This is a genomic window from Roseburia porci (assembly GCF_009695765.1).
Taxonomy (GTDB): Bacteria; Bacillota; Clostridia; order Lachnospirales; family Lachnospiraceae; genus Roseburia; species Roseburia porci.
In genome coordinates this window covers 40,615-66,105 of the sequence record NZ_VUNI01000012.1, presented here as the reverse complement: position 1 = coordinate 66,105, position 25,491 = coordinate 40,615, and the positions used below count along the sequence as shown (strand labels likewise).

Sequence of the window (25,491 nt, the reverse complement as noted above, 5' to 3'; positions counted from 1 at the left end):
AAGGAGGATTCAGTTAAGATGGCAGAAAGTAACAGGATGAAGGAGATGCCCGTGAATAAGCTCATGGTTCAGATGGGAATACCGATGATCTTATCGATGGCATTGCAGGCGGTCTACAATATTGTGGACAGTGCCTTTGTTGGAAATATGAGAGTGGGAAGTGAAGCAGCACTGAATGCACTTACGCTGGTGTTTCCGGTACAGATGCTTATGGTAGCAGTTGGAATCGGAACAGGTGTGGGAACAAATGCGCTTCTTGCCAGAACGCTTGGACAGGGAAACAATAAAAAGGCTGCAAAAGTTGCTGGAAACAGTCTGTTTTTGGGTGTAATTATTTATGCAGTCTGTTTGCTGTTTGGAATTTTTGGAGTAAAAGCGTATATTTCATCGCAGACAGTTGACCCGGAAGTGATTTCAATGGGAACAGGCTATCTCAGAATATGCTGTGTGATTTCGTTTGGAATTATCTTCTTTTCGTTGTTTGAAAAACTGTTACAGGCAACCGGACGTTCGCTTTATTCTACAATCGGTCAGGTAGTGGGAGCTGTGGTAAATATTATTCTTGATCCGATTATGATCTATGGTATCGGGCCGGTTCCTGAGCTGGGCGTCGAGGGTGCTGCCTATGCTACGGTAATCGGACAGGTTGCATCGGCGGTATTATTGTTTATTTTCCATATGAAATTGAATAAAGAGTTTGAACATGGAACGAAGTATATGAAACCCGATGCTGGAATTATGAAGGAAATTTATGCGATTGGTCTTCCGGCAATCATTGCACAGGCGCTTATGTCGATCATGGTATATGTGATGAATCTGATTTTAAAATTCAGTCCATCTGCCCAGACTGCATATGGATTGTTTTATAAAGTGCAGCAGTTTGTGCTGTTTCTTGCATTTGGACTAAGGGATGCAATCACGCCAATCATAGCTTTTGCATACGGAATGGGAAGCAGAAAGAGAATAAAAGACGGAATAAAATATGGTCTTATATATACAGCTGTTTTGATGATCCTTGGTATCGTTATTACAGAAATTTTCCCAAGTGCATTTGCGACATTGTTTAATGCAGGTCAGTCAAGAGAATATTTTATCAGTGCAATGAGAATTATCTCGATCAGTTTTATTTTTGCGGGATTTAATGTCGCATATCAGGGAATATATCAGGCATTGGAAGGCGGAATGGAGTCACTTGTTATTTCATTGCTCAGACAGCTTGTGATCATATTACCGCTGGCAGGTATTTTTTCCATCTTTGTCAGAAATGGTCAGATGGGTGTTTCGCTGATCTGGTGGGCATTCCCGATCACAGAACTTATCGCCTGTCTGGTGGGATATGTATTTTTAAAGAGAATCAAAAAAAACACAGTGGACAGTTTGAGTTAGGAGGAATCAGTCATGGCAAAGAGAATCATTACGATCAGCAGAGAGTTCGGAAGCGGATGCTGTGAAAATGATACATGATACAGATAAAAGACGCAGAACAAATTATAATTTTTATACGGAACAGAAGTGGGGAATGGCATGCAATTATTCAATATCATTGAACAGTTCACAGCTGGGCTATGATATGTGCGAACAAATTATAATGGATTGCACAAAATAAGTTAAAAGCAGGTTTTCAGGGTTTTGGCAAATTCTTCGCAGAAAGTTCAATATAGATCTTACTTTCTGCGAGAATTTTATTATTGTAGGCATCAGAAAATGCACGTCTTTGATCACTCAATGCCATGGTAGCCCTTATAATATCCAATTCTAAGCACTGCATGATCTTTATCAGCACTGCGTGTCCCTTTCTAAAGGATAATTCTAGGCACATAATAATTTACCAACACAACCAGCTTAAATGAAGGATGACTAATTTCTTATGGTAGAGAACGACCGTTTCGACCATATGTACTCTGTAGGTGGAAGAATTAAATTTGGTGAAACAGCAGAAGAAGCAGTGGTACGTGAGGTATTTGAAGAAACGGGGATGAAAATGGAAATTGACAGACTTGGATTTATTCATGAAAACTTTTTCCAGGGGGATTCATTAAAAAAACGGGAAATCCAGTCAAATACATTTCTGAGCAGCAAAAATCCGCCTGCTATAATCACAACTGAAACAAGAACCATAACAGCAATCACAACATAAGGATGCATATAATCCGTAAGATACCCATAGCACCATTGATACAGTCCGGAAATCATTTCGACTGTATCGCAGCAATTTTCCCAACGGTTTATGAACCACAGGAGAATCGTTTTCGTAACATCATGATTCATAAAAAGAATATACCCTGTCTGTATCATACAGATAAAACAGAATGCCCATGTCCAGATGCCGAATGCTATGGTCTGCTTTTGGAGGGCAGTCTGCAGCCTGCCTTTCATATCAGATTCCATATTCCGCCTTACACGGCTTACCTTTTCGCTGACATGCTCATCAAAAGTGTCATTTAATGCCTGTGCCTTAGTAAGGATTCTCTTAGCGTCCTCTGTCTTTGCTACGGCATCTTTTAAGATTTTCTGAGCCTTCTCGTTCTCTGCCTGCAGCTTCCGATTCATTTCTGCCAGTTTCTCGTTCTCCATTCCATTCCGGTCCTCGCAAAACCGATGTCCCCCGGACATCGTGCGACATGCAATGCCCAGTCAGCACACATTCCGGTCAGCGTATTCCGGCGGTGCGTGTTCCGGAAGTAAAACTTCTGTAAATACCACACCACGCTTTTTTGTAAAGTCATGGATAAGACCTGTGCGTTCGTCCGTGAGCTTTTCGCCGGAACGGTAGGCAGAAGAAGCAACTGCCGATTTTCCATCGCTCCTGCCTGTTTAAAAATGCAATGAGCTTTGGGATTTCCTCAATCTCAATACATCTTCCCAGCACCGACTTCACAGCCGCACCGATTTCAATCAGACGATGGGTACGGATTTTTCGTTCTTACTCCTTCCTACGTTTCTCTAGCTGCTTCTTTTGTGCTTCATAACGCTTCAGCTCCTCCTCAAAAGTAGCTATGGTATTCTCTGCGAAAAACACATTTACCTTATAGATGGTCTGTCCAATCTTTTTAGTAAAAGTGGATGTTACCTGTTCCATAGTTTTTGTCTGCTCCATAAAAATTCCACCTCCTTCTTGAAATACGAACATGCGTTTGCTATGGCGTAAATATTCTTGACGGACTGCGGCAACGGACAAAATAAAGCTTCATAAAATCCGAATCCTTTCTGTTAAATTTAAGTAATCTGTTTTTTACGAATAAGATTACTTCTTCACTTATAGGAGAAATGCAGTATCTAAAGCGGAACTGTTTCTACAAATTTTGGAAAAATATTTTTGAAAGGTGGTGAATCCCTTAGGAAGATCTGACGTGCCTTTAGAGTGTGGAATGTCACCGGATGAGATTGTAATTCCTGCTCCCATCAGCCATGTTTTCTGGAAACAGATAATGAAAGGGGATTTCCTTGATGCCATTTATAACTGCCCCTTTGAAATGCATGAGCTGGTGCCGGATGATTGCAGTGTTTCGGGAACAAACCGACAGAAATATTCGTAAAATCCGTAACACCATGTTAAAGAAGCTCCGCAAATCCTTTATGCAGGCTCTGCAAAGCAGGGTGGATAATCGCATCTCCCTTACAAATCCGGAACAGATGGTGCTAGAATATTTTTTATGACACCTACTTGACACTAATTACGGATAAAAAGAATAAGAAAACGAAGGAAATCACAAATACCAATTGACCTTACAGGACAGGCTTGGTATGATAGTAATATATTTTAAGATGATACAGATTACATTTTAAAAGATCAGATTGGAGGCTTTTATGAGTAACCTTTTTCAGAGAACCAGCTCCAGTTGGGTACGATATGACAAATATGAATGGAGGGAAGATAAAGAAGGTACGTTATATATCACACCTTCACCAGATGCGAAAGTGTATCTTTATAATCCGCTGAAGGATTCGGAGCAGATGGTATTAAAGGCGGTAAACCTGGGACTGATATGCATGGACAAAAACAACACACAGGAACAGCTGCAGAATGCCATTATGGATTTTGTTACCAGTTACGGACTGCTTGGATTTATGACCGCACTTCCTACTACACCGGATTTTATTACATATGAAGCAGTCTATCTGCCGAAAAATCATTTTATCAAGGAAGAAAGCATGACCACTGAAAAATATCTTTCGTACTTCTTTCCTTTTGATAAGATTGATTTTGTGAAAAAAGGGATGGAATCTTCTTGGAATACGGACGATGTGCAGATGATGACACTGATTATGACCATGAAAAACAAACCGCAGGCAGTAATGATGAGCTTTCAGAAAGAATATGCAGAAAGGTATGACTGGCTTGTTTCACTGTTCAAGGACTGGGCATTTACCTTTATGTCAAGTTTTCTATACTATCAGGACTTTGACATGCTGGATGATATGCAAAAACAGCCTTACCGTCAGGGAATGGTGGCATTTGGCGGTATTGCGCCAACCTATCACATAGAGCTGCTTGAACGTCCTACCATTGTCTGGGATTTCCATTCTCTGCTATTGGGTGTGCAGATGATGTTTTCTTTTATGCTTACAGATGAAAAGTCCTCACTGAAGGTATGTAAACACTGCAGAAAAGCCTTTGTTGCCAACAGACCTAATAGCGTATTTTGCAGTGGTAAATGTAAAAACCAGTATAATGTGTATAAGAGCCGTGCTAAAGATAAAGACAACGCTAACTAATTCACCTGCTATAAGAAAGAAGGCTGATTATGAATACAGATATTACAAAGCAAATGGAAATGGTGCTGTACAGAACCGAAGATGATAACGTAACAGTCAGTGCCTTGATAAAAGATGAAACGATATGGCTGACACAAAAAGCCATGGCTGAATTGTTTGGTATTGACAAGTCGGGCATCAGCCGCCATTTAGCAAAGATTTTTGAATCCGGTGAGCTGGATGAGGAAGTGGTTGTTGCAAAAATTGCAACAACCACTCAGCACGGAGCAATGCAGGATAAAACACAGACTATTCCTACCAATTATTACAATCTGGATGCCATTATTTCCGTCGGTTACAGAGTAAACTCCATTCAGGCAACCAGGTTTCGTATATGGGCAACCGGTATTTTGAAGGAATATATGATAAAGGGCTTTGCTATGGATGACGAACGCCTGAAACAGGGTACAACAGCTTTTGGAAAAGACTATTTCCGTGAATTGCTGGAAAGAGTTCGTTCCATCCGTGCCAGCGAACGCAGAATATGGCAACAGATAACCGATATCTTTGCAGAGTGCAGCATTGATTACAATAGAGATTCTGATACTGCATATCATTTTTATGCAACCATACAGAACAAATTTCATTATGCCATTACCGGTAAAACAGCGGCTGAAATTGTGTATAATCAGGCTGACCACACCAAGGAAAATATGGGCTTGACCACATGGAAAAATGCTCCTGATGGTCGTATTCTCAAATCGGATACACCGATTGCCAAAAACTATTTGAACGAAAAACAGATTCGTCAGTTAGAACGTGCTGTTACAGGATATTTTGATTACATAGAGGATTTGATTGAACGTGAAAACGTCTTTACTATGGAGGAATTTTCAAAAAGCGTGAACGAGTTCCTTGCGTTCCGCAGATATGATATCTTGAAAGATAATGGACGTATTTCCCATAAGCAGGCAGTGGAGAAAGCATATCAGGAATATGATATTTTTAACAAGACACAGCCGATAGAATCTGATTTTGATAAGATAGTAAAAGGATTGGAAAAGAAAATTTAATTTCTTTTCTGGATTATGTGATTATGATACAATTATAGAAAATAGTTTTTTATGGATTGTGCTTGTTTGTTCAGCAAGCGTAATACTGACATCACAAGCAATATAGAAAAAGCATAGCATTGAGTTTCACTTTTGGCAAGGCAGAAAAGGTCAACAAAGTATTGCAGTTAAAGGCTTTTATGACAATTATCTCTCATACTGCACAACGCAAAACTGAACAAATGAGTTTCGGTTTATTTGCCCTTAATTCTCTTTGTATTTTGTGGATAGGCATAACAACTTTATACTATTGTATTACTGTTTATTTAAGAGGTATCATCAGAAGTTCACAGATAATCCAGAATTGACCTTTAGGAATAGGATATATAAAATATAGGTTAATCCATTAAAATCAATCTGGGGTCAATCTGGTTAATCTGAGGATTATATATAAAAAGGACCTCAAGAAAATAGTCGGAAAAATAAGGAAAAAAGTTTATTTTGCCTATGTACTTTCAGAAAATAATGTGGTATAATATATACAGGTCGGAAAAGATTAGTCAAATTAAATAAATTAGTGCTTTAGAGAAGCAAAGTTACCTTTAGACGAGGTTTAACTGGCTTCTCTTTTTTATTGTCTAAAAACAAAACGAAAGGAACAAGGAAAATGGATAACAAAACAAATAAGCATGAATTTGCGTGTAATGCTGGTAAGGTTACCGAGTACGAAGTAAAGGAACATATTGACACTATTATGGTAGGCTTTCGTGGATTCTCAAAGGAAGTGTCGATTGTAAAGTGGAACGACAAGAAGCCTGTGTTTGATATTAGAGCATGGCGAGTATCTGACAGAGACGGATTGCAATATCCTTTGCGTGGTATCACTTTCTCTAAGGAAGAGTTTATCAAGTTAAGGGAAATCTTGAACAGCATTGATGTGAATTGCATTGATGAATATATTTGAGCAAAGAATGTGAGGTATAAATTATGAACGGAGCAAAGATTGAAGAAAGAAATTATTATGCTGAAAGCTACATTGCTTTAATTGAGGAAATCATCAAAGAAACCGCTTCACTGATTAAAGACATAAAGAAAGCAATGAGTGAGGTGTGAAAATGGGAAAGAAAAAACTACAAGGTGCAGACGGAATCAACTTCCAAATGCAACTTACAATAAAAGGCTTGGAAACTGTAACATTTCCAAAGGAAACTCTAACTAATGAATCGGGCAAAGATATTGCATGGATTGAGTGCTTAGGTGGTAAAGTCTCTGCTTATGTAAATTTACCACACGCAGTAAGACCAAACAACATTCAACCATTTCAGTTATCTGATTGTATTCAGATAGATTTGATTAGTGATAAGGTTATCGAATACATGAAAGCATACTTAAAAAAGCACATGAAAGGTAATTACTCCAACGAGATATTAAAGCAGTTGAATGTGTCAAGCATGGAGTGCAACATTACTATTAAATGTGTGGGCAAATGCAAACCGAAAGATGTAATCAATCTGTTTGAGAAATCAGTTGACAAAACTTTTATTGCGCAGGAAGCAAGGGACAAAAAGAAAACCTTTCGTAAGGACCAAGACAGCATTATATACAGAAAAGACCATTATTACCGTTTGAAAGTTTACAACAAGTCTAAGGAACAAAATGATAAAGGAAATCCGTTAGTGGAAAGCAACCTTATTCGTGTTGAGTTTGTATTCTTAGAACGAATGCTCGATAGTATGTATGCCGATAGAATGTCATTAGAGGATATTCTCACAAGAAAGTCTTTACGAAAGCTAATTGACCAATACCAAGAAACATTTACTGATATATGCGAAAAGAACATTAAACCTATGCTGAATGGTTGTGTGCAAGAGGTGTTTGAATGTTTGACGACCTCTAACTCTGGTAAAGAAATTAGTGAAACTTTATACAAATGCAAGGAATGTATTGTTGATGTTGAGGTGCTACGCAAGGCATTGAAAAAATGGTATGCGTTTAAGAAACAGGGCGACAGGTCAAAACAGGTCATTGCATATTATCGTGAAAACAATTTTGGTATGCCAGAAGATGTAATACGAACCGTAAAGCAAATGCACAATTCATTATAAAAGAGGGCTTCTAAGGTACTAATAATTGGTACCCTGCGACCCCAAAATTAAGAAAGTGCAAAACTCAAAATCTATGTGTAAAACAGCATTTATGAGTGTATAAAAGCCATTATTTGATGTGTTTGAGCGAATTAAGAATTTCAAAAAGTGTCTATAAAGTAGACAGATACACAGACAGATAACAGTACATTAACAATAAGGGGGTGTTCACTAATGCAGGTAGAACGCATATCAGCAGACATTACATTGAAGCATAAACCCAGAACGGGAACACAGGCTTACAATATGCTAATCGCATCTCTCAAAGCAGAGATACAGGAAAAACAAGAGATTTTATTTCATCTCTCACAAGACAAAGTAAAACAGAAATTCATAGAGAACTGGAATCCTACAACAAGGAGCGTGAACATCTATGATATGTAGGAAGGAGTGATTTTCTATGCCTTATGCTAAAGGACAAAGCGGTAATCCAAAAGGCAGACCTAAGCAAACCGCAGAGCAGAAATCACAAAAGGAGCAATTTCAGAGGTTGCTTAAATCTTCTACCGTTGAAGCTCTGCAAAGCATAATCCAGATTGCCAATGACAGATATAACAAGGACCGATTCAATGCTTGTAAGTACATCATTGACAAGGCTTATGGTGCAAATACTGCTTTTCTTTTAGACGGTACAGAAGATACTGCTCCTACTGTGATTAGGATTGTTCCATACGGTAAAGAAAACGAGGACTGGAACGAAGATGACTGGGAAGATGAATGGAACAATGCCCCAGATGAAAATGAGGACGAATAATTATGGTAAAGATTACAAACGGAACAGTTACCACAGAGGTAACGCAAGGCGCGTATGATACATTCTACAAGGAACAAGGATTTGTGATTGTGTCAGACGAAAACGAAAATAACGAATGGGAGGAAGAAGAAAATGGCTAAGGTCAATACTATTGCAAACAACGGACTGACTATCGTTGAGAACTACAATAAACTGCTTGAACAGTTCAGAAAAACAAAGACCATTGATGATGTGCGTATTCTGGTTGCAAGCGTCAGAGATTTTATTTCTGTGTATAAGCGTGTAGATAAGAACATGGTAAATGAAATCTATGAAAAACTCCAGGGCAAATTGCAGGATATGGTTGCTGAAAATGCTTTTGTGTATGACCGTATGAATAACAGAGTTGAGGAAATCCGCAATCGTGGTTATGACTATGCAAATGAAAAGGACGATACACAGGCAGTACAGAGCAAAGCACTTCAGCTTATGTCTCAGATGCCTAAAGTGATGAACAGCAATCATGCAAACCGTATTACTAAGGTTTTGACAGATTCTATCAATTCTGGTGTTATCGGTAGCAAGGCTGTTCTGGAACTGCTTAAATATCCTGCTTATGCTGATATGGTATCTGCAAAGATTAGGGAGCGTGCTTTTGAGGGTAGTAAATCTTCTGCTGAACAGGCTTTTGACAGATTGAAAGAATCTGAACTGAAAGAAGCTGAACAGGGGCTTGCTTCTGTGTATATGCAGGGATTCCACCTTAGAAACATTGAAAAACAGGTCAATGCGTTTAAGAAGCCTTCCGCATGGAATCCAGACGAACAGACAGCATAAAGGATAATCTCAGAATAACACAGGATAGTCCAGATTGAATCAGAAGTCATAAGGTAATGTATTCCTATGGTATAGGATAAAAGTTCACCAGAAGTCAACAGAGAACCTCTGGGGATAAACATAAAATTGAGAATAAAATAAATCGGTCACTAAAGAATAGTCCAGTTGTCCAGATGGAGCAAACACAAAAACATGGACAACAATACAATAGTTCAGATGAATTTGTATTCGTGTCCCTAATCGAAAGGGAGAATACAAAAATGGCAAAGAAGAATAATGCAAACAATACGAACACTTTACCAGAGCAGGAGTTTAACTTTATTGTATCAGATGTACGCATTCCTCGTATGGTGCCTTTACAGACTCTTGCAGATGAATCTGGTATTTCATATAAAGCACTTTGGCAGATGTGCAAACAGAACAAAATCGTGCATATTAAGTCCGGTAATAAGTTTCTTGTGAATGTGGATAAATTCATTGAGTTTCTCAATACCGGCGAAACGGAGGTTGAGAGCAATGACAAAGAGAGCAACACAGCATAAAAGCAATACCCCTGTTGAATGGGAACAGGCAGAGGGATTTTCAAGGTATCTTATTTCTACTGACGGGCAGGTTTACAGTATCGACAATGACAAAATCTTAAAGCCAAATAAGAATAGTTCTGGTTATGTAAGAGTTCCCTTATACAATGATGAAAATGAGTATAAACAGACTTTGGTTCATCGCTTGGTGTATATGGCTCATGTTGGTCCTATTCCAAAGGGTATGCAAATCAATCATAAGGACGAGGACAAAACAAATAACTGTATTGAGAATCTTGAAGTTGTCACACCAAAACAGAATATTCATTATGGAAGTGCTTCCATTAGACGGAGCGAAAGCGTTAAAAGGTACTGGCAAGAAAAGAGAAAAATGGCCGCTTGTTGATGTGGTATCAGAATTTATACTTTTTGAAACCATGCAAATGAAACCTTAAATAAGTATCAGAAAGTATGCGTAAAAACTTTTGATTATTCTCATAAAAAGTGTGTACTTTTTGAGACTTGCCTGATATGATTAAATCAGAAACGAACAGATGTTCGATAAAGAAATGAGGTGTTCAGATGAACGATAAGTTTAAGAATGACAAGCTAAAGTTTGAGCTTATCAGAAACGCTGATTTGGTGTGTACGGATTGCCTATACAAATATGACGATACGAATATGCCATGCAATGTTTCTAAATGTGAGATGTACGAAGAAAAGCCCTCTACCGTTATTGATGGTGGAAACTGTGATTTATACGATAAGGGGGTGTCTGAATGAAATATGTAGCTTATCACAGGACAAGCACAAAGGACCAGCACTTAGACAGAGGAATTGCAGAACTCACCAAGTATTGTGCTGATAATGCAATTTCTCTGTATAAGGGCAAGGTCTACACAGACCAACAGACAGGAAAGAACTTCAACCGACCACGCTACACAATGCTGAAAGATGAAATCCTTGAAAGTGGTGATGTGCTGATCGTCACAGAGCTTGACCGATTAGGACGAAACAAGGAAGCCACACTAAAGGAATTACGATTCTTTAAGGACAATGGTATTCGTGTTATGGTGTTAGAATTGCCCACAACATTGATTGACCTGTCAGCTATGGAAAACTCAATGGCTCGTATGATGTTAGAGACTATCAATAATATGATGATTGAGTTGTATGCAAGTATGGCACAGGCTGAAATTGAGAAAAAAGAGAAAAGACAGCGAGAAGGCATTGAACAGAAAAAGGCTCGTGGAGAATGGGACGATTATGGCAGACCAAGAGTTATGGACCTTGAAGAATTTGCTACCCACTATCGCTTAGTACAGCAAGGGGAAAAGAAACCATTTGAACTGATGAAAGAATTAGGTATGACGAAGCCTACCTTCTATCGTTACAAAAATCAAATTGAGAAAGGGTGTTAAGAATGGCATCTGTTAAAAGAGTTGAGTACAAAAGCGGTAGAGTTGTTTATCGCATAGTTATCTGTCAAGGATACGATAAAAAGGGAAACAAACTGGTTAAGAATCTTACATATTCAGTCAATCAGTCAGCAACACCCAAACAACAAGAACGAGAAGCGAAGAAGTATGCCATGGATATGGAAGATAAACTGAAATATGGCTACGACTACAACGCAGAAAAAATGTCATTTGAAGATTTTGCATACAAATGGCTTGAGAGTGTTAAAGATAACATTGCTTATGGTACCTATGCAGGATATAAACAGGTTTTGGAAAGCAGAATTATTCCCTACTTTAAGGGAAACAAGATTGCTCATATCAAAACACCACACATTGAAGCCTTTTATAGAACTCTGGTTGACGATTATTCCGCAGGTACAATAAAGAGATTTGCTAATGTGTTGAATCTGATTTTTAAGACAGCCAAGCGTTACAGCATGATTGAGAACAATCCTTGCCAAGACGCACAAAAACCAAAGAGAAAAGACGAGGACGAGGGCTTAAAGTTCTTTACTCCAAAGCAAGCATTGATGTTTATGAAATCTCTGGATATGTCATACGAGGTAACCTACAAAGGCCATCAGCGTATTGATGATACAGGTAAACCATACTATGTGAATGAGTACACAGAATCCTATACTGTGCCTACACAATACAAAGTGTTCTTTACCCTCTCATTGTTCTGTGGATTCAGAAAAGGCGAAACACTTGCTTTGCACTGGAATGACATTGACTTTAAGGAAAAGAAAATCTCTATTTCAAAATCGGTGGGTATGACGGAAAACGGATTTGATTATAAAGAACCTAAGACAAAGAAATCTGTCAGAAAGGTATCTATTCCAGATGATGTAATCCCACTTTTGAAGCAGTATCACTTTGAGTACATACAGACACGATTTAGTCATGGTACTGCATGGCAAGGCGATTTGAGCAATGGCGGTAATCTATTCATTCAAGCAGACGGAAAACTTATGGGGCATACAACACCTTATCAGTATTTCACAAAGCATTTACACCGCTATAATGAATGGGTGCAGAATAATCCAGATAAAGCAAAGGCCGAGGGATTAGAGGAATTACCGATTATTCCGCTTCATGGGTTGAGACATTCATGTGCTACCCTGCTCAATTATCTGGAAGTCAACATCATTGAAATATCAAAGACATTAGGACATTCAACCTGTTCCACTACAATGAACATCTATGCTCATAGCTTTGAGGAACAGCAAGAGGAAGTAGCAACAAAGGTAAATGAGTTCTTACGATTGAACGCATAAATAATTGAGAGCCAGAGGACAAAATCCAAAGGCTCTCATTTAGTCATCATTCATCTTTCAATTCCATGTGGTCAAGGGCATATTGCAAAGCCATGCTGATTAGTTCATTACGAGAATGATTCGTCTTAACTGCTAAATCGTTATATTCCTCTTGCAAGGCTCTATCTATGCGTATTGTCATGGTGACAGATTTATCTTCTTTAGGTGTTACGATAAATTTCTCCATAATGCAATTCCTCCATTGATTTTAATTACATTATAGTATTGACAAGGCACATAAAACTATGACACAATAGTGAGTTAAAATTATACTGTACTTTTGTGTTACACTCTGCTATAATGCTAATATCAACCAAAACTTGGAGGTATGGCATTATGAAAGATAAAGCAACCAAAAACGGAGTCAAAAAGCCGATTTTCAAGAAGTGGTGGTTTTGGGTAATCGTTGTCGTTATTCTGGCCGCTATCTTCGGAAATACTGTAACAAAAGACAGCGTTGAGGACGGAGCAAAGGACACTATCAGTTCAGCAGAACAGCAGACAGAGGAAAAGCAAAACGAAAGCACAGCACAAGATGATATTTCCTTTGTGGTTACCAATGTTCCTAATGATGTGACAGGTAATTGGAGAATTGCCTCAATCGCAGAAAACATTGAAATGCAGGACTATGCTTTGGACTACTACAAAGAGTATTTCAAGAGCGATGATGAAATCCATGCAATAGTCAACTTCAATTACAAGACAACAACTAAAATCTCTGTCATGGGAAATCTGCTTGATGTGTCTGTGTATGAATATGTTGACAAAGAAGAACATGACGCAAAATTGCTTTTCAGCGGTATGCTTCTTAAAGAATACCATGTAAACAAAGATACTGGCGAAATAGAAGAAATACAGTAAAAACGAAAGCCTTGACCACGAATGAATGGTTAAGGCTTTTCTTTATACTATCGTAATACTAAACTTACGGAGTGCTATGGAGTGATAGGCCGAGTTAGGGAAAGTAGAAATCCCAAAAAGGTAATACGGGTAACACTTATGGAGAGTTATGGAGAGATAGGGCGAGTGCCTGTTAATCTTTTATGAATTTGATCAATCGGTATTTGTGGAGGTAACTACGATGATAGATATTAGAATAATGTCAATAGCAGATTATGATGAAGTATATAATTTATGGGTTAATACTCCAGGAATGGGATTAAATTCAACAGATGATAGCAGAGAGGGTATTGAAAAGTATTTAAGACGTAACCCTACATCAAGTTTTGTAGCAGAATGTGATGGTACGATAATTGGAGTGATTATGGCTGGTCATGACGGAAGACGAGGATATATACATCATACTGCTGTTTTACCAGCTTATAGAAATCAAGGAATAGCAAAAGGACTTGTTGATTGTGCTATATCTGCTTTAGATAAAGAAGGCATAAATAAAGTAGCTTTGGTTGCTTTTAAAAAGAATGTTATAGGAAATGTTTTTTGGGAGAATATTGGATTTGTAGATAGAGATGATTTGGTATATAGAAATAAAAATATTCATGTATTAAATAGAATTGATACATAATTCTATGAAGAATTAGTCAACTTCCAGCTTAGCGGGAAGTGGCAGAAAATGAAAAATCGGTATTTGAGGAGAAAATAGTATGTGGTTTTGGTGGTTTATTTTGATATGTGATTGTCTTATTCCAGCGATTATGATAATTGCGGGCAGAATGATGTGGAAACATTGTCCAAAGAAGATCAATGGAGTTGTGGGATACCGAACTAAGATGTCAATGATAAATATGGATACTTGGAGATTTGCACATGACCATGCAGGAAAACTTTGGTGGAAAGTCGGTATTGGTCTGTTGGGACCTACAATGCTTATACATATTCCTTTTTATGGAGCAAGTGATGATACAATAGGAATATTAAGCATTATTATCATTGTAATACAACTGGTATTTTTAATAGGCTCTATTTTCCCGACGGAAAAGTCATTAAAAAACAATTTCAATGAGGATGGAACAAAGCGATAACTTCCTGTTTGTCAAAATGACAACAGACAGGAAATTTGATATTTTTACACAAACCAGCTTATTCGTGGTAGAATAAAACCACAGATAAGCTGGTTGTTTGTTTTGAAAGGAGAATCTTATGAAAACCAAACAACCAGAACTAAACAAAATCACTGTACTCTACGAGAGATTATCCCGTGATGATGAGCAAAGCGGTGACAGCAACAGTATCATAAACCAGAAGAAAATGCAGGAGAAATATGCAACCGAACAGGGATTTACCAATTTGCGTCATTATACAGATGATGGCTGTTCGGGAACCAATTTCGACAGACCGGACTGGTTTATTGTGCCGACTGTGGTGCCAAGATGTTCAATCATCGCACGAACGGTTATGAAAAGAAGGACAAAAACGGTAATCCTACAGGCAAGTACACCAACGCACAGGATAATTACACCTGCTCCACTTACAGTAAGGCGAAGAGCAAATTTGAAAACAGATGTACACAACATCATGTGCGCACGGATGTTATCCGTGATTTGCTTTTGGAAGTTATCAAAGCTACCCGCACTTATGTGATGGAACATAAAGCAGAGTTTATCGAAAAGGTTCGTAGTGCTACAGAACTTCAACAGGAGAGCGAAGCTAAGGCACTGAAAAAGCGTCTTGCCAGAGAGCAGAAACGTATCAGCGAATTAAATACCCTCATCAAGAAAATATGTGAATGGGAAATTAAGCGACAAGTGGTTTGAAATGCTTTTAGCTGATTACGAAGCAGAACAAAGTGAATTGGAATTATCAGTAAATACTTTAGAAAAAGCTTTGAATGACTATCAGGAGAATGCTGAAAATGTAGATAAGTTTATTGAACTTGTACACCGATACACAGATTTCACAGAGCTTACTACTCCTATGATTCATGAATTTGTAGATAAAATCGTGGTACACGAAGCGGACAAATCTACCGGCGACAGAATCCAGCAGATTGATATTTATCTCAAGTATGTAGAAAGCTGGATATCCCAATGCCTGAGCTTACACCCGGTACCTATTGGAGACGTAGAAAAGAGCGTGAACAGGCGGAACAAGAAGCAAAAGAAAAAGAGCTATCTGAGGCAGTCGGATAGACTTGTCCCAGAAATAACCCTTAGATAATGAAACATGCGTTTGGTTTCTCTTATCATTTGCTTTATATCTGCGGTTATAACAAGGCTTTTTCTGTAGAAATGTTCCCCAGCCGAAGTCAGGGAAAAAGTCCGGTTGTGTTTTTCTAATAATTCTACCCCCAAGTTCCTCCTCTAATTTCTTAATCTGTTAAGAAATAGCAGATTGAGATACATGACACTGTTCGGCAGCAATATAAAAATTTCCATTTTCAATTACTGCCTAAAAATACTCTATTTGACGCAGCAGCATACATTTTCCTCCATTCCCGATATTGCATATAAGTTTCATAGCACATACCTTATTAACCTGAGAAATAAGTTCACTATATAATGACTAGTTATAATTATCAATATGATAAGAATAAAGATTCGATTAAGAAGTGTAATTGAATTATGATAAAGCCATCAAAAGGAAAAGAACATGAGCAGCAGGCGGAGATCTTTTTGAGGTTGAGGCTGTGAATGAGTATTCCAAAGACTATCACAAATGTACCGAGGAAGCAAGTCAGGAACTAAAGGAAAATGCAAGACCGGAATTGAAGAAATACTTGGATGATATTTCAGGTTATAACAACATTTTCGTGTGCGGCTCTTGCTGGTGGGGAAACTTATCCGGTAGTAGGTGCTTTAGTGCATAATGCGGGATCTGTACTTGTAATAATAAATTCATTATTACTTTTGACGTGGAAAGAAAAATAGTGCCAGTTAAAATTATAGGACGGATAAGCTGGATTGTTTTGAGGGCGTGGGACTAAAATCCTGCGTCCTTTTTGTATACATAAATTCTGTGAATGTAATACGAATTAACTATTCTGTACTTTAAAAATCTGTAATGGTTTGATAGAATATGTACAGAAAAACATCCAATCTGGAACAATTAAATTAGAAGCAGGAGAAACAGTTTGAAAAAAAGAAGAATTAGAACAGGAAGTGCCATTCTTTGTGTACTGTTGTTAATGATTACTTTGTGCGCAGCAGGGTGTGGCAATGACAATACAAAGAAGCAGAACCAAAATCAGGAAACGTCAACACAGATGACAGAGCAGATCGAAAATACCACTCAGGAAGCAGAGAATACAGAAGTAACAGAGCCGCCGGAGGAAACACAGCAAACAGAGCAAACCGAACAGGCGGAGGGTGTTGTGCTGGATGCGAATGGAATCCCACAGGGATTTTCTGCGACAGATGATACAGTATGGGTAACAACGAATGTGAATTTAAGAGGAGAGAATAATGCTGAGTCAGAGATTCTTGACATTATTCCAAAATCGACAGAAGTAAAAAGAGTTGCAGATTCTCCGGAATGGGCGTATGTAGAATATAATGGCAGCCGCGGTTTTGTCACAATGGATTATGTAACAACGGAAGAACCGGATCAGGGGCAGAACGCTGCAGGTGCTGGAAATGTGACAAGAGTGTATTCCAGTGGCGGCGGAAATGGTCATGGACAGGTGGTTGTGATCGATGCCGGACATCAGTCACAGGGAGACAGTGCACAGGAACCGAATGGGCCGGGTTCATCTACGATGAAGGCAAGAGTTACCGGAGGAACACATGGAACAACGACAGGGGTATACGAATATCAGCTGACGTTAACGATTGCACAGCAGCTGCAGACAGAACTTACGAATCGTGGTTACACCGTATATATGACAAGAACCAGTCATGATGTGAATATCAGCAACAAAGAGAGGGCAGAGTATGCGAATTCCGTAGGTGCAGATATCTGTATCCGAATCCATGCAAATGGGGCGGACAGCTCTTCTGCGAATGGGGCGCTTGCACTTGCACCATCTGCATCAAATCCTTATGTGGCGGATCTTTCTGCTGACAGTATAAGGCTCAGCCAGTGTATTTTAAATGATTACTGTAATACAACGGGAATGAAGAATTGCGGTGTGACAACCTCGGATACAATGACGGGAATTAACTGGTGTAATATGCCGGTTACTATATTAGAACTTGGATATATGACCAATCCATCTGATGATACGAATATGGAGAACAGTGATTATCAGTGGAACATGGTACAGGGGATTGCAAACGGTGTAGATTCTTATTTCCAGTAAAAAGAATCTGCGTACATGATAAAGAGAAATGGAAAGAGGTAGAACTATGAATTTTGGGAAAAAGCTTTCTTATGAACAGACAGATAACCAACTGCGGATACATTTTGAGAATCAAGATGTTATTCTTGAGTTTATCAGGGATGATATCGTCCGTGTTCTTGTTCCGCTTTGGATGGAAGATTATAAATCACAGGCCATCGAAGGGGATAAATCTGTCCCTGTCGATTATTCGGTAGAGGAATTCCAGAATGTTATGATCATTCGGACAGACCGTCTGACACTCAAGATTGAAGATGAGTTTTACATGGAAGTGTATGATGAGAAGAACCATCTTCTGATGGCAGATTATCGTGGGGATCGAATGGAAAAGGAGGCAATGGATCAGCAGATGATCGACCTTCTCGCTGCAGAGGGGCATGATGCTTCCGGTATCAATCAGAACAGTTATGCTGTTCAGACAGTGAAAGCACTTGATCCGGAGGATTGTTTCTATGGACTGGGTGATAAGAGTGGATTTTTAAATAAAAGACATTATGAATATGAGAACTGGAATTCGGATCTTCCGCAGGCGCACACAGAAGATTTCCATGCACTTTACAAATCCATTCCATTCCTGATCTGCCTGCGCAAAGACTGTGTCTATGGATTGTTTTTTGACAATACATTCCATAGTTATATGAATCTTGGAAAAGAATCCGACAGCTATTTTTACTATGCAGCAGATGATGGCAATCTTGATTATTATATTCTTGGTGGAGATACAATGGCGGACGTGATCGGAAATTACACGTATCTGACCGGAAGAACACCGCTTCCACAGCTTTGGGCACTTGGATATCAGCAGTCTCGCTGGGGCTATATGTCTGCAAATGACATTATGGAAGTTGCCAAGAAATACAGAGATCTCAGAATCCCATGTGATGTCATACATCTTGACATTGACTATATGGATCATTTTAAAGTGTTTACATGGAACGAGAAAGATTATGGCAAAAAGGGCGAATTATTTGCCAGTATGAAACAGCTTGGCTATAAGCCGGTAACGATCATTGATCCTGGAACGAAAAAAGAACAGGGCTACTTTATGTATGAGGAAGGTGTTTCCAGGGAGTATTTTGCGAAAGATGCAAACGGAAAGGTCTATGTGAATGAAGTATGGCCGGGCGAATCCGTATATCCTGACTTTGGAAGAAAAGAGGTTCGTGACTGGTGGGCTGGACATCATAAAGAACTTCTGGATATGGGAGCCCAGGGAATCTGGAATGACATGAATGAGCCGGCAAGCTTCCGGGGAGAACTTCCACCGGATGTACGGTTCCGTGATGAAAAAAGAGAGACAACACATGCCGAGATCCACAATGTTTATGGACATAATATGAGTAAGGCTGCTTTTGAGGGAATTAAGGAAGCTACTGGAAAACGTCCATTTGTGATCACACGTGCATGCTATGCGGGCACTCAGAAATATTCTACAGTATGGACTGGCGATAATCAGAGTCTCTGGTCACATCTGCAGATGATGATTCCTCAGTTATGTAACCTTGGAATGAGTGGATTTACGTTCTGTGGTGCAGATGTCGGAGGATTTGGTGCAGACTGTACACCAGAGCTGCTTTGCAGATGGGTAGAAGCTGCCTGCTTTTCACCTTTATTCCGAAACCATTCCTGCAAAGGTTCCAAACGTCAGGAGCCATGGCAGTTTGATGAGGAAGTGGTAAATATCAACCGCAAATACATCGAGCTGCGTTATCGTTTCCTTCCATATATATATGATCTGTTTTATCAGGAACAGCAGACGGGACTTCCAGTTATGCGTCCTCTGGTACTGCATTATGCAGATGATCCGGAGGTGCGCAATCTGAATACAGAGTTCCTTGTCGGAGAGCAGATGCTTGTTGCACCGGTTCTGGAACAGGGAGCAACCAAAAAAATGGTCTATCTGCCAGAAGGCGTATGGTATGATTACTGGACCGGTGAGATGCTTCAGGGAAAACAATACATTCTTCGGGATGCGCCAATTGAAGTGTGTCCGATCTATCTGAAAGCAGGAAGCATTATCCCGACTTATCAGGTCAACCAGTATGTAGGGGAAAAAGCGTACACAGACCTTCATCTGCTCACAACACCTGGTGTCGCTGTATATCAGCATTATCAGGACAATGGAACCGATTATGCATATGAGAACGGAAAGTACAACCTGTATCAGTTTGCAAAAGATCAGGCTGGAAATGTAACAACAGCAATGCTTCATGAGAATTATCCAACATATTTATCCATTTATGTAGATCCGATCATGAGCGAACTTCCATAAAATTGAATTACAGATAATCATCAGACCGGAATTGCACAGAGATGTACAATTCCGGTTTTGTGCATCTGCCATTCATGAAACGGAGCACCGGTTTTGAATGCCCACGGCAAAAATGATATACACATTTTGACTGTGGAATCATAAGCTATATAGATGATATTTGGGAGCAGTTAAGTGGATCATAATCAGGAATCTACAATGAAAACGCCTTTTTATATGACATATCCGATGCAGAATCTGTATGAAACGGAGATGGAGTATGAAAGGGATATGCAGCGGATGAAGGATCTTTATCCCAGAGAAGTAAAAAAAATACTGATCTGTGTGGAAAATCAGTGCGATGAACTGGAATATCAGGGAAGCATGATGTATGATGAATTCCCTGACCGGCTTATGTTAGAGAAAATCGTTGATAAAATATATCAGAGACTGATTCAGGAGGGAATCATAAAAAGACCGGAAGAACCTCCGGTGATACAGCCAAGACAGGAAAATCAGAACCGGAATCCTCAGGAGATGAATGAACGGATGCGTTCTGTCGATGAGAACCAGATGCAGCCGGGAGAGAATCAGAATCCACAGAGAGAACGCATGCCTGTATCGGAAGGCGGAATAGACCGGCAGCAGACCCCGTCACTTCGCATGGAATGTACAGAGAGGGAATGGTTTGCACCTCCGGAAGGACAGATTCCACCGATGCCGGTAAGAGCACAGGCGGTCGAAGTATGTATGCAGCAGAGAGGACCGGGAAGACCAGGACCGGGCATGCCACCACCGCCTCCGGGAAGACCGGGACCAGGGATGCCGCCACCACCTCCGCCAGGATGGGGGGCAGGACATAATGATCCGATGTGGGGATTGGTTGGAGTACTTTTAAATGATGAGATGTATCGCAGACGCTGCAGAAACCGCAGATGCCGTCGGTGGTGGTAATGGACCAAAAGTATGGAAAATAATGGTTGAATAAATTAACAAAAATTTCTACAATAAAGCTATCGCATTTTTAACGATTCTTTTGTATAGTATATAAGGATAAAAAGATACCTTTGCCGGTCAGAATCTGTTTTATGGAGGATGACCGGCAGAATGGGATAAGATAGATTACATATGCATGAGGTGCACAATGAAGAAAGTATGGATAAAACCCCTGATTCTGGTTGTGATATTTATCGGGGCTGTTATTACATTTAGTATATTTACCAATAAATCAAATGAAGATCTGACGACCAGTATGCCGGAGGCAACGCTGCCGGTTCTGTATTTTACATCGGACGGAACACAGATCAACGGACTTCACGGATATGTTCAGAAAATGGACGAGACAGCGATGAGAGACAGTATACTGCCGGTTGGGGATGACCGCATGATGGATATTTCCATTGCGTCATACGGATATAATGTGAAAAAGCTTTCTTATGAAGTGCGGAGCATGGATGGATCGCGCCTGGTTGCAGATGGCGAAGTCAGTGATTTTACAACGGATGGACAGACGTTAAAAGCACAGATACAGCTTCAGAATATTCTTGAAGAAGACGAAGAATATGTTCTTACCATGATACTGAACGCAGACGATAATCCGATATATTATTATACCAGAGTGATGCAGACGACCGATTACAATACAGCAGACTGTCTGGCATTTGCAAAAGAGTTTCATGACAATACGTTTCGCAAAGACTCTGATAATTATTTCATGAGCTATATCGATGCGACAACCGGTGATTCCACAAATCTGAACTATGTGGATCTGACCTGTACGATCAATCAGATCACATGGGGAGATTTTAAAGGACAGCAGGTATCCGACCCGGAGATTTCATTCAAAGAACTGAACGACTCTTATAATGTGATCACGATGGATTATGTGCTTTCTTCGGTGAATGAATCTGGAGAGACAGAATATTATAATGTAGAAGAATACTTCAGACTGCGGGAAGTGGATTCCAGAATGTATGTCCTCAATTATGAACGTACAACGAATCAGATCTTCCGTGGAGAGAATAAATTTGTTTCCGAAAGTGATCTTGAGCTTGGTATCCGGGATAAAGAAGTGGAATATTCGGTCAATGAATCCGGAGATACAATTGCTTTTGTGCAGGAAGGTGAGCTTTGGAGCTGTGATGTGGCGAATAATCAGATCGTTCCGGTATTCAGCTTCCGTGAACTCGAGGGCATAGATGAGCGGCAGAATTATGGCGAACATGACATTAAAATCGTCCGGATCGATGAAGCGGGAAGTATTGATTTTGTCGTATATGGCTATATGAACCGCGGAAATCACGAAGGTGAAACAGGCGTGGGAGTTTACCATTATGACGGACTTGCACATACTGTGGAAGAAGAGGCATTTATTCCATCAAAGGCATCCTATGAGATATTACAGGCTGAGATGGGACAGTTGATGTATGAGAATGATACAAGCCAGATCTATTTGATGTTAGAAGGGAATGCATACCAGATCGATCTGAATTCACTCGATTCGAAGACTGTTGTTACAGACCTGAAAGATGGGTATTATACGATTTCAGATTCGAATCGCTATCTTGCGTGGGTCGATACAAATGAGCAGTATTCCAGCCCTGTCATCCATCTGATGGACCTGAAAACGGGAACAACATCGGATATTCAGGAGAATGATGGAGAGTATCTGCGTCCGCTTGGATTTATTGATGAGGACTTTGTGTATGGAATTGCCAATGCATCGGATGTAGTTGTTGATGCTGCAGGTAATACAACATTCCCGATGAAATCATTAAAGATCATGGATACATCAGAAGGAAGCGACAGTATTCTGAAAGAATATGCGCCACAGGGAGCGTTTATTGGAAATATCACGGTGGAAGGATATACCATTACAGTGAATCTGATCACTGGCTCCAATGGACAATATACATCAGCAGGGCAGGACAGCATTATGAACCGGGAAGCTGATAAAGACACGGTAGCATCTATTGAAACAACATCTGTGGATGAGCATCAGACGCAGGTCCAGATCGCACTGAAAAATAAACCGGAAGATTCGAATATGAAACTGATTACACCAAAGGAAGTGATCGTTTCAAAGACGCCGACAGTTGAGCTTAAGACCGAAGATAATAAACGTTATTATGTCTATGCAAAAGGCGATGTAACACTTGCTACCGACAGTATTTCTGAGGCAATCCGAAAGGCCAACGAAGACCTTGGTGTCGTGATCGACGAAAAACAGCAATATGTCTGGATGAGAGCAAGAAAGAACTATCAGGCAGCTTTTACGGATATTGCACCGGCAGACAGCGATGCAGGATCAGAGAACATCATTAAATGCATCAGTGCAATGCTTGTGCGTGAAGGAGAAGGAATCAGTGTTACGGATCTGATTGCTCAGGGATACACACCGAAGCAGGTTTTAGAGAATACATTGAAAAATTCAGTAGTATTTGATCTGACCGGATGCACGGTGGAAGAGATTATATTCTATGTAAGCTGCCAGAAACCGGTATTTGCAATGACCGGATCAAACAGTGCAGTATTGATTACCGGATACAGTTCAGATTCGATTTCTTATTATGACCCGGATTCCGGAGCAACAAAGACAATGGGACAGGAGGAAGCGAACCAGTGGTTTGCTTCCGCAGGAAATATTTTCTTTACATATCTGGACAAATAGGATATGCTTTAAGAAACAACAGATAAGGCAATGACGCCATAAAACCAGGATTACTGCGTTTTATGGCGTTTTGTTTTTGAAAAAGAAGGAGGAGTGGTGGCTTATGGAAAAATTTATGGATGAACTGTCCGGCGTATTGACAGTAGTGGATGATTTTGTATGGGGACCGGTTATGCTGGTACTTTTAGTCGGAACCGGCATCTGGCTTACGGTAAGACTCCGTTTTCGTACATGGAGAAACCTTGGTTATGCAATTGCATCAACATTCAGCAGGGAATCAAGAAATGCGGTACGGGGAGAGGGGGATATTCCACCGTTTTCTGCACTGATGACGGCCCTGGCTGCAACGATCGGAACCGGAAATATTGTAGGCGTTGCGACAGCAATGGTATCCGGAGGCCCGGGGGCTTTAGTATGGATGTGGATCTCTGCGGCATTTGGACTTTCATCCAAGTTCAGTGAATGCATGCTTGCAATCAAATATCGTGAAGTCAACGAGAAGGGAGAAATGTCCGGAGGCCCGATGTATACGATGAAAAAAGCGTATAAGAATAAAAGATTAGGTGCTGCAATGGGCTGGATCTTTGCACTTTTGGCGGTAGTTGCTTCATTTGGAATCGGAAATATGACACAGGCAAACTCCATTTCCGAAGCATTACATACAACATTTTTATTTCAGCCTGCAATCATTGGAATTGTATTAACGATTCTTGCCCTTTTGATCATTGTTGGTGGAATTAAGAGCATTTCGAAAGTGTCATCCGTAGTTGTGCCGCTTATGGCGGTATTTTATGTAATTGCGGGACTGATTGTTATTATCATTAATTACCGGAACCTTCCGGCGGGATTATACATGATCTTTTCCATGGCATTTTCAGTAAAAGCAGTTGGCGGCGGTCTTTGTGGAACAATTACAGCTGCAATGATGAATGCACTGCATTACGGTGTTGCCCGTGGTGTGTTTTCCAATGAGGCAGGTATGGGATCGGCAGCAATTACAGCGGCTGCTGCCACAACGGATCATCCGGTTCGGCAGGGTTATATTAATATGACCGGAACATTCTGGGATACCATTGTGGTATGTACGATTACAGGGCTGTGTATCGCTTCATCCGGAGTACTTGGAATGGTAGATGCAAAGGGAGAATATGTAAAAGGAGCGGCACTTACGATTGCAGCTTTCCGTTCTGCGTTAGGAGATGTCGGTGCATGGCTGGTAACCATAGGAATTGCATTGTTTGCATTCTCCACAATACTCGGATGGGAATATCATGGTGAAAAAGCATTTGAGTATCTGTTTGGCACACATCGTTATAATATGATATATCGTGTTGTTTTTTCACTGATCGTATATGTTGGGGCTACGACAAGTCTTAATATTGTATGGAGCTTTTCAGATATCGCAAATGCACTTATGGCGATTCCAAACCTGATCACATTACTGGTATTAAGTGGTTCGATTGCAAAAGATGTGGATGCGTTTCAGCCGGTTATTGAAGCTGAAAAATCGGCAAGGAAGAAGAACCGGAGCTGATTACAGAGCATATGTAAAAATGTACAATAATAAATTCAGTTT

The 25,491-nt window shown here is 39.9% G+C and carries 27 protein-coding genes and 4 pseudogenes; 26 read left to right on the top strand and 5 right to left on the bottom strand.

Annotated features, from left to right (window positions below; genetic code table 11):
- The first annotated feature begins 18 nt into the window (after positions 1–18).
- The 3 genes and pseudogenes from FYJ75_RS08280 to FYJ75_RS14940 all read left to right on the top strand — a co-directional run.
- Entirely contained in the window at positions 19–1,386 is a 1,368-nt protein-coding gene (locus tag FYJ75_RS08280) for an MATE family efflux transporter (protein WP_154429979.1), read from the top strand.
- 43 nt (positions 1,387–1,429) lie between these two features.
- Positions 1,430–1,606, top strand: a pseudogene (locus FYJ75_RS14865) (cytidylate kinase family protein); the annotation flags it as partial.
- A 261-nt stretch (positions 1,607–1,867) separates the two neighbouring features.
- Positions 1,868–1,990: pseudogene (locus FYJ75_RS14940) on the top strand (NUDIX domain-containing protein); the annotation flags it as partial.
- A gap of 17 nt (positions 1,991–2,007) precedes the next feature.
- Here the strand turns inward: FYJ75_RS14940 and FYJ75_RS14465 are convergent.
- From FYJ75_RS14465 to FYJ75_RS14855, 4 genes and pseudogenes are all read right to left on the bottom strand, one after another.
- Positions 2,008–2,574 carry a hypothetical protein gene (locus tag FYJ75_RS14465; protein WP_235907046.1) on the bottom strand — a complete coding sequence of 189 codons (567 nt, stop codon included), beginning with the start codon at positions 2,572–2,574 and terminating at the stop codon, positions 2,008–2,010.
- Positions 2,547–2,726: a hypothetical protein gene (locus FYJ75_RS15000; protein WP_456300126.1), complete on the bottom strand. Its 180-nt coding sequence runs from the start codon at positions 2,724–2,726 to the stop codon at positions 2,547–2,549. The genes FYJ75_RS14465 and FYJ75_RS15000 overlap by 28 nt, the downstream gene beginning before the upstream one ends.
- Positions 2,647–2,808 (bottom strand): annotated as a pseudogene (locus FYJ75_RS14860) (MobA/MobL family protein); the annotation flags it as partial. The gene FYJ75_RS15000 and the pseudogene FYJ75_RS14860, both read right to left, overlap by 80 nt.
- Positions 2,804–2,983 (bottom strand): annotated as a pseudogene (locus FYJ75_RS14855) (relaxasome subunit MobC); the annotation flags it as partial. The pseudogenes FYJ75_RS14860 and FYJ75_RS14855, both read right to left, overlap by 5 nt.
- A gap of 367 nt (positions 2,984–3,350) precedes the next feature.
- Between FYJ75_RS14855 and FYJ75_RS08260 the strand changes: the two are divergent.
- The 13 genes from FYJ75_RS08260 (at position 3,351) to FYJ75_RS08205 (ending at position 12,719) form a co-directional block, all read left to right on the top strand.
- Positions 3,351–3,536: a hypothetical protein gene (locus FYJ75_RS08260; RefSeq protein ID WP_154429977.1), complete on the top strand. Its 186-nt coding sequence runs from the start codon at positions 3,351–3,353 to the stop codon at positions 3,534–3,536.
- Between the two features lie 271 nt (positions 3,537–3,807).
- Positions 3,808–4,716 carry a hypothetical protein gene (locus FYJ75_RS08255; RefSeq protein WP_154429976.1) on the top strand — a complete coding sequence of 303 codons (909 nt, stop codon included), beginning with the start codon at positions 3,808–3,810 and terminating at the stop codon, positions 4,714–4,716.
- 29 nt (positions 4,717–4,745) lie between these two features.
- A complete protein-coding gene (locus FYJ75_RS08250) occupies positions 4,746–5,768 on the top strand; it encodes a virulence RhuM family protein (RefSeq protein WP_154429975.1) in 1,023 nt (340 codons plus the stop codon).
- Positions 5,769–6,414: 646 nt separating this feature from the next.
- Positions 6,415–6,711 (top strand): PC4/YdbC family ssDNA-binding protein, encoded by a 297-nt coding sequence (locus FYJ75_RS08245; protein WP_207708228.1) that lies wholly within the window; start codon positions 6,415–6,417, stop codon positions 6,709–6,711.
- 23 nt (positions 6,712–6,734) lie between these two features.
- Positions 6,735–6,860 (top strand): hypothetical protein, encoded by a 126-nt coding sequence (locus FYJ75_RS14595; RefSeq protein ID WP_268878588.1) that lies wholly within the window; start codon positions 6,735–6,737, stop codon positions 6,858–6,860.
- A 2-nt stretch (positions 6,861–6,862) separates the two neighbouring features.
- Positions 6,863–7,852 carry a hypothetical protein gene (locus FYJ75_RS08240; protein WP_154429974.1) on the top strand — a complete coding sequence of 330 codons (990 nt, stop codon included), beginning with the start codon at positions 6,863–6,865 and terminating at the stop codon, positions 7,850–7,852.
- Between the two features lie 439 nt (positions 7,853–8,291).
- Positions 8,292–8,645: a DUF5681 domain-containing protein gene (locus FYJ75_RS08235; protein ID WP_066866681.1), complete on the top strand. Its 354-nt coding sequence runs from the start codon at positions 8,292–8,294 to the stop codon at positions 8,643–8,645.
- Positions 8,646–8,647: 2 nt separating this feature from the next.
- Positions 8,648–8,785: a hypothetical protein gene (locus FYJ75_RS08230; RefSeq protein ID WP_154429973.1), complete on the top strand. Its 138-nt coding sequence runs from the start codon at positions 8,648–8,650 to the stop codon at positions 8,783–8,785.
- Positions 8,778–9,461, top strand: a complete 684-nt coding sequence (locus FYJ75_RS08225) for a hypothetical protein (RefSeq protein WP_154429972.1) — start codon at positions 8,778–8,780, stop codon at positions 9,459–9,461. The genes FYJ75_RS08230 and FYJ75_RS08225 overlap by 8 nt, the downstream gene beginning before the upstream one ends.
- Before the next feature lie 260 nt (positions 9,462–9,721).
- Positions 9,722–10,003, top strand: a complete 282-nt coding sequence (locus FYJ75_RS08220; RefSeq protein WP_154429971.1) for a hypothetical protein — start codon at positions 9,722–9,724, stop codon at positions 10,001–10,003.
- The gene (locus FYJ75_RS08215; RefSeq protein ID WP_195838973.1) at positions 9,978–10,388 is read left to right on the top strand and encodes an HNH endonuclease signature motif containing protein; all 411 of its coding nucleotides are present in this window, start codon (positions 9,978–9,980) and stop codon (positions 10,386–10,388) included. Before FYJ75_RS08220 ends, FYJ75_RS08215 begins: the two co-directional genes overlap by 26 nt.
- 373 nt (positions 10,389–10,761) lie before the next feature.
- Entirely contained in the window at positions 10,762–11,403 is a 642-nt protein-coding gene (locus FYJ75_RS08210; RefSeq protein WP_154429969.1) for a recombinase family protein, read from the top strand.
- 2 nt (positions 11,404–11,405) lie between these two features.
- Complete coding sequence (locus FYJ75_RS08205) at positions 11,406–12,719, top strand: tyrosine-type recombinase/integrase (RefSeq protein ID WP_154429968.1); 1,314 nt, start codon at positions 11,406–11,408, stop codon at positions 12,717–12,719.
- Positions 12,720–12,765: 46 nt separating this feature from the next.
- On the opposite strand, the gene FYJ75_RS08200 is transcribed toward FYJ75_RS08205, so the two are convergent.
- Positions 12,766–12,945, bottom strand: a complete 180-nt coding sequence (locus tag FYJ75_RS08200; protein ID WP_154429967.1) for a CopG family transcriptional regulator — start codon at positions 12,943–12,945, stop codon at positions 12,766–12,768.
- 149 nt (positions 12,946–13,094) lie between these two features.
- On the opposite strand from FYJ75_RS08200, the gene FYJ75_RS08195 reads away from it, so the two are divergent.
- The 10 genes from FYJ75_RS08195 (at position 13,095) to FYJ75_RS08140 (ending at position 25,449) form a co-directional block, all read left to right on the top strand.
- Positions 13,095–13,619 carry a hypothetical protein gene (locus tag FYJ75_RS08195; RefSeq protein ID WP_154429966.1) on the top strand — a complete coding sequence of 175 codons (525 nt, stop codon included), beginning with the start codon at positions 13,095–13,097 and terminating at the stop codon, positions 13,617–13,619.
- Between the two features lie 220 nt (positions 13,620–13,839).
- Positions 13,840–14,283, top strand: coding sequence for a GNAT family N-acetyltransferase (locus tag FYJ75_RS08190; RefSeq protein WP_207708227.1), 444 nt, complete (start codon positions 13,840–13,842; stop codon positions 14,281–14,283).
- Positions 14,284–14,362: 79 nt separating this feature from the next.
- On the top strand, positions 14,363–14,740 hold the full coding sequence (locus FYJ75_RS08185) for an SdpI family protein (protein WP_117788293.1): 378 nt from the start codon (positions 14,363–14,365) through the stop codon (positions 14,738–14,740).
- 348 nt (positions 14,741–15,088) lie between these two features.
- The gene (locus FYJ75_RS14455) at positions 15,089–15,472 is read left to right on the top strand and encodes a recombinase zinc beta ribbon domain-containing protein (protein ID WP_235907043.1); all 384 of its coding nucleotides are present in this window, start codon (positions 15,089–15,091) and stop codon (positions 15,470–15,472) included.
- 1 nt (position 15,473) lies between these two features.
- On the top strand, positions 15,474–15,875 hold the full coding sequence (locus FYJ75_RS08170; RefSeq protein ID WP_154429963.1) for a DUF4368 domain-containing protein: 402 nt from the start codon (positions 15,474–15,476) through the stop codon (positions 15,873–15,875).
- Positions 15,876–16,788: 913 nt separating this feature from the next.
- Complete coding sequence (locus FYJ75_RS14445) at positions 16,789–17,955, top strand: N-acetylmuramoyl-L-alanine amidase (RefSeq protein ID WP_235907042.1); 1,167 nt, start codon at positions 16,789–16,791, stop codon at positions 17,953–17,955.
- Between the two features lie 46 nt (positions 17,956–18,001).
- Positions 18,002–20,266 (top strand): glycoside hydrolase family 31 protein, encoded by a 2,265-nt coding sequence (locus FYJ75_RS08155; protein ID WP_154429962.1) that lies wholly within the window; start codon positions 18,002–18,004, stop codon positions 20,264–20,266.
- Between the two features lie 174 nt (positions 20,267–20,440).
- Complete coding sequence (locus FYJ75_RS14440; RefSeq protein WP_154429961.1) at positions 20,441–21,199, top strand: hypothetical protein; 759 nt, start codon at positions 20,441–20,443, stop codon at positions 21,197–21,199.
- Positions 21,200–21,389: 190 nt separating this feature from the next.
- Positions 21,390–23,915, top strand: coding sequence for a hypothetical protein (locus FYJ75_RS08145; protein ID WP_154429960.1), 2,526 nt, complete (start codon positions 21,390–21,392; stop codon positions 23,913–23,915).
- Positions 23,916–24,030: 115 nt separating this feature from the next.
- Positions 24,031–25,449: an alanine/glycine:cation symporter family protein gene (locus FYJ75_RS08140; RefSeq protein ID WP_154430005.1), complete on the top strand. Its 1,419-nt coding sequence runs from the start codon at positions 24,031–24,033 to the stop codon at positions 25,447–25,449.
- The last annotated feature ends 42 nt before the right edge of the window (positions 25,450–25,491 follow it).

Bases quoted from the DNA above. Each gene is read 5' to 3' on its own strand.
- FYJ75_RS08280 (WP_154429979.1), top strand. From the start codon at position 19: ATGGCAGAAAGTAACAGGATGAAGGAGATGCCCGTGAATAAGCTCATG.
- FYJ75_RS14465 (WP_235907046.1), bottom strand. From the start codon at position 2,574: ATGGAGAACGAGAAACTGGCAGAAATGAATCGGAAGCTGCAGGCAGAG.
- FYJ75_RS15000 (WP_456300126.1), bottom strand. From the start codon at position 2,726: ATGACTTTACAAAAAAGCGTGGTGTGGTATTTACAGAAGTTTTACTTC.
- FYJ75_RS08255 (WP_154429976.1), top strand. From the start codon at position 3,808: ATGAGTAACCTTTTTCAGAGAACCAGCTCCAGTTGGGTACGATATGAC.
- FYJ75_RS08250 (WP_154429975.1), top strand. From the start codon at position 4,746: ATGAATACAGATATTACAAAGCAAATGGAAATGGTGCTGTACAGAACC.
- FYJ75_RS08245 (WP_207708228.1), top strand. From the start codon at position 6,415: ATGGATAACAAAACAAATAAGCATGAATTTGCGTGTAATGCTGGTAAG.
- FYJ75_RS14595 (WP_268878588.1), top strand. From the start codon at position 6,735: ATGAACGGAGCAAAGATTGAAGAAAGAAATTATTATGCTGAAAGCTAC.
- FYJ75_RS08240 (WP_154429974.1), top strand. From the start codon at position 6,863: ATGGGAAAGAAAAAACTACAAGGTGCAGACGGAATCAACTTCCAAATG.
- FYJ75_RS08235 (WP_066866681.1), top strand. From the start codon at position 8,292: ATGCCTTATGCTAAAGGACAAAGCGGTAATCCAAAAGGCAGACCTAAG.
- FYJ75_RS08230 (WP_154429973.1), top strand. From the start codon at position 8,648: ATGGTAAAGATTACAAACGGAACAGTTACCACAGAGGTAACGCAAGGC.
- FYJ75_RS08225 (WP_154429972.1), top strand. From the start codon at position 8,778: ATGGCTAAGGTCAATACTATTGCAAACAACGGACTGACTATCGTTGAG.
- FYJ75_RS08220 (WP_154429971.1), top strand. From the start codon at position 9,722: ATGGCAAAGAAGAATAATGCAAACAATACGAACACTTTACCAGAGCAG.
- FYJ75_RS08215 (WP_195838973.1), top strand. From the start codon at position 9,978: ATGACAAAGAGAGCAACACAGCATAAAAGCAATACCCCTGTTGAATGG.
- FYJ75_RS08210 (WP_154429969.1), top strand. From the start codon at position 10,762: ATGAAATATGTAGCTTATCACAGGACAAGCACAAAGGACCAGCACTTA.
- FYJ75_RS08205 (WP_154429968.1), top strand. From the start codon at position 11,406: ATGGCATCTGTTAAAAGAGTTGAGTACAAAAGCGGTAGAGTTGTTTAT.
- FYJ75_RS08200 (WP_154429967.1), bottom strand. From the start codon at position 12,945: ATGGAGAAATTTATCGTAACACCTAAAGAAGATAAATCTGTCACCATG.
- FYJ75_RS08195 (WP_154429966.1), top strand. From the start codon at position 13,095: ATGAAAGATAAAGCAACCAAAAACGGAGTCAAAAAGCCGATTTTCAAG.
- FYJ75_RS08190 (WP_207708227.1), top strand. From the start codon at position 13,840: ATGATAGATATTAGAATAATGTCAATAGCAGATTATGATGAAGTATAT.
- FYJ75_RS08185 (WP_117788293.1), top strand. From the start codon at position 14,363: ATGTGGTTTTGGTGGTTTATTTTGATATGTGATTGTCTTATTCCAGCG.
- FYJ75_RS14455 (WP_235907043.1), top strand. From the start codon at position 15,089: ATGTTCAATCATCGCACGAACGGTTATGAAAAGAAGGACAAAAACGGT.
- FYJ75_RS08170 (WP_154429963.1), top strand. From the start codon at position 15,474: ATGCTTTTAGCTGATTACGAAGCAGAACAAAGTGAATTGGAATTATCA.
- FYJ75_RS08155 (WP_154429962.1), top strand. From the start codon at position 18,002: ATGAATTTTGGGAAAAAGCTTTCTTATGAACAGACAGATAACCAACTG.
- FYJ75_RS08145 (WP_154429960.1), top strand. From the start codon at position 21,390: ATGAAGAAAGTATGGATAAAACCCCTGATTCTGGTTGTGATATTTATC.
- FYJ75_RS08140 (WP_154430005.1), top strand. From the start codon at position 24,031: ATGGATGAACTGTCCGGCGTATTGACAGTAGTGGATGATTTTGTATGG.